The organism is Cupriavidus sp. KB_39 (assembly GCF_052114485.1).
Lineage (GTDB): Bacteria > Pseudomonadota > Gammaproteobacteria > Burkholderiales > Burkholderiaceae > Cupriavidus.
In genome coordinates this window covers 1-3265 of record NZ_JBFREV010000091.1, presented here as the reverse complement: position 1 = coordinate 3265, position 3265 = coordinate 1, and the positions used below count along the sequence as shown (strand labels likewise).

The 3265-nt window shown below is 58.7% G+C and carries 1 protein-coding gene, 2 pseudogenes and 1 other annotated feature; of the genes and pseudogenes, 1 reads left to right on the top strand and 2 read right to left on the bottom strand.

Annotated elements, in window-relative coordinates:
• Window positions 1-1058: pseudogene (locus tag AB4Z27_RS28560) on the top strand (IS3 family transposase); the annotation flags it as partial.
• Window positions 111-227, top strand: a sequence feature (AL1L pseudoknot). It overlaps the preceding pseudogene by 117 nt.
• A gap of 1 nt (window position 1059) precedes the next feature.
• Here AB4Z27_RS28560 and AB4Z27_RS28555 read toward each other — a convergent pair.
• Window positions 1060-1893 (bottom strand): hypothetical protein, encoded by an 834-nt coding sequence (locus AB4Z27_RS28555; RefSeq protein WP_441645920.1) that lies wholly within the window; start codon window positions 1891-1893, stop codon window positions 1060-1062.
• A gap of 823 nt (window positions 1894-2716) precedes the next feature.
• Window positions 2717-2818, bottom strand: a pseudogene (locus AB4Z27_RS28550) (helix-turn-helix domain-containing protein); the annotation flags it as partial.
• Window positions 2819-3265: the final 447 nt, after the last annotated feature.

Here is a 3265-nt window from a genome sequence, read left to right as displayed (position 1 = left end):
GATACGGGGCAGCGGGAAGGTCCTGGCACGAGCGAGCAGCAGCGTATCAAGTCGCTGGAGCGTGAAGTCAAGGAACTGCGCAAGGCSAATGAGATCCTGAAGCTGGCCAGCGCGTTTTTCGCGCAGGCGGAGCTCGACCGCCGATTGAAGTGATGAGRGCCTTCATCGACAAGTACCGCGACAGCTTCGGGGTCGAGCCGATCTGCAAGGTGCTGCGGATCGCCCCGTCGGGCTATTGGCGTTACGCRGCSCAGCGGTGCAATCCYGMCCTGCGCAGTGCCAGAGCCCGGCGTGACGATGTTCTGATCGCGCACGTCGAGCGYGTCTGGCAAGCCAACATGCAGGTCTATGGCGCCGACAAGGTCTGGAAGCAATTGAACCGTGAGGGCATTCCGGTGGCCCGTTGCACCGTCGAGCGGCTCATGCGCCGCCGAGGGCTGCRCGGTGTCGTCCGCGGCAAGGTGSTGCGCACGACCACMAGCGATACGCGRGCGCCGTGTCCGCTYGATCGCGTCAATCGACAGTTCAAGGCCGACCGACCCAATCAGCTTTGGGTTTCCGAYTTCACCTACGTCTCGACCTGGCAGGGCTGGCTGTACGTGGCCTTCGTCATCGACGTGTTCGCCCGGCGCATCGTTGGTTGGCGGGTCAGCAGTTCCATGAACACCGATTTCGTGCTCGATGCCCTGGAGCAGGCACTGTACGCCCGGCAGCCYGAACCGGMGAATGCCTTGATCCACCATAGCGACAGGGGTTCGCAATACGTATCGATTCGCTATAGCGAACGCCTGGGCGAAGCCGGCATCGAGCCTTCAGTGGGCAGCAGGGGCGACAGCTACGATAATGCGCTGGCCGAGACGATCAACGGCCTGTACAAGGCCGAGTTGATTCACCGCCGTGCTCCGTGGAGGACCCGGGAATCGCTTGAGCTGGCAACGCTGGAATGGGTGTCCTGGTTCAACCATCACCGGCTGCTCGGCTCCATCGGGTACGTGCCGCCGGCCGAGGCCGAAGCAACGTATTATCGGCAACTYACCGAACAGGCCGCCACGGCCTGACTTAAACCAACCAGCCTCCACGAAAGCCGGGGCGGTTCACTCGCCTGCGGAAGTTGTCCCAGGAGAGGCCGCCGCCGCTTGCCCCATAGAGATATTGAATCTGTGAGAAGCGCGCCTGCCCTTCGAGAATTTCCAAGAGACCCAACGGTGGAATTTCGATAGGTGATCCGGGATAAAATCCTTCGACCTCATTGGTACGCAGCATCCCCATATCGGCCTCCCAGTCACGCGGGTGGGGCAGCGCTTCGTAGTTTTGGTCCACTGTCGCGGCAATGAGCCAACTCGCAGCGCCAATCGCCATACGATAGGAATGACCAACGCTGCTGAAATACGGATCGCTAGCGACGCTGTTAGCTGAACCTACCGGATTGATGACGAGTCTTCGAAAAAAATCGAGATCGTGCCAGTTATTGAGGACAACGTTGAGTCCAGCGTCCTGTTGCTCGGCATCGAGCAGCTTCTCGGCCAGTCCTAGCAGGGGCTTGACTGGCCCATGCGTTGCCAGGACTTGGTCCAGCCATTTTCGGTTCATATGAGCGTGGGCGGGTTGCAAGAAACTCAACATGAGTCCCGCGCTTGTTCCTACATGCTGCCACCAGTGGATGGTTTCGTGGAGGTAGGTCGAAAATGCCTGCGCCACCTCCCAGGACTCGCATTCGCRCATGGAGGCCTCGCCACCCTGTGCTTCCAGGATTCTATGAAGGTCTGGCCTCAAGCGAACCACGAAATCCAGGGTGTTGTAAGACCCGTTCGCTTCGAGATTGCGATTCCCGTGCGCGCTTGCTAACGCCGCATTCTGATCATCCGACTCAACAAAAACGCCATCCAGATTCACTGAACATCTCCGCATATCTCAGGTACGTGACAGTTTACCCGTAGACCATACCAAGGCACATTGCATCTAATTATCAAGCACGTCCCTTTTACTTGCCTCCGTTGAGTAACTACCAATCTAAAGCTTGTGTCCGCTCAGAATTGGGCATTCAGGCCACAGTGGATTGAGGATGAGCGTGTGGACCTTCGCGCGGGTGATTCCGACGCGAAGCACCCGGCGGCTCTTGGGATATGGCGCAGCATCGCCCCGCCAGACGAAGGACGATTCGACGGCGGGACCAGTCCGCCGGGCCTCGCGGACGATGATGACGCCGTCGAATTGCTTCCCCTTGGCCTTGTGGAAGTTCATGACCTGCAGCCCCGTTGGAGGCTCCACGCCGTCGAGGATCTGTTCTTGGGCGAGGGCCTGGTCAAGAGCCGCGCGGGCGTGAGTGTATGCGCCGTCGCGCAGCCACTCAGTTGACAGAGCTGCGGAGATGCGGTGGCCGCGACGGAACGCCACCAGGAAGTCCAATTGGTCGGCCACGTGCGCGAGCTCGTCTTGATTGGCCGCTCGCAGCGCGTGCTTGACGGTCAGCCAATCCTCGGCCGGATCGCCGTGGAATTCGGAAATGGCAAGCGCTGAGATCAGGCTGCGCAGCGAATTGGCGATATTGATGTTGAGGGCCTTGCCACTCCTGATCTTGTCAGCCTGCTCCAAAAGCTTGGCAACTTCCTTGCGGCCTTGCCCCGTCGAGCGTCTGGCGGCGGCGATCATTTCCATGCTGGTGGCCACATCGGCTTCCAGCTTGGCAAGTTCCTTCGGTTCGAGAAGGAAGGCAGCGCGCTCGAACCCAGGCAAGTTCATCAGCTTGATTCGCGCGATAGCCCTGGATGCCTCCATTACGTCGTAGCTCCCGGCTGATAGTAGATGGGGCGCGTCCGAGCCGGAATGATCCGGCGCCTCTGTTTCATTTGCAACACCTCCACTGCTCATGCAGCGTCTAGTGTGTTGCATCCTCTGCAGAATCTGGTGCCCGGGCTCAGTGGAGAAAAGACGCCCGGCCAGTGGCTGGCCATTGCGACCCAGCGTGCCATCGACTACTGTCGGTCAAAGGTGAAGGAGAATATCCTTTCTACAATGACGAGATTCGGAAAGAGAATGAAGATGGCGGCAGACGAGATGAGCGCGTCGATGTCGATATTCTGGGTGGCAAGGCGTTTGTGCCCTAAGGAGAAAACGTGATGCAGAAATTTGAGCTTTGGGAGTTTTTCAACGAGAAGGGGAATTCTTACTCGGTTGAGCTATGTGAGGAGGGGAAATTTGTGAACCTGGACCCTCCTGAATGGAAAAAACCCCGATTGCTTAAAGTTTTCGAAGCGCAGGATATCGA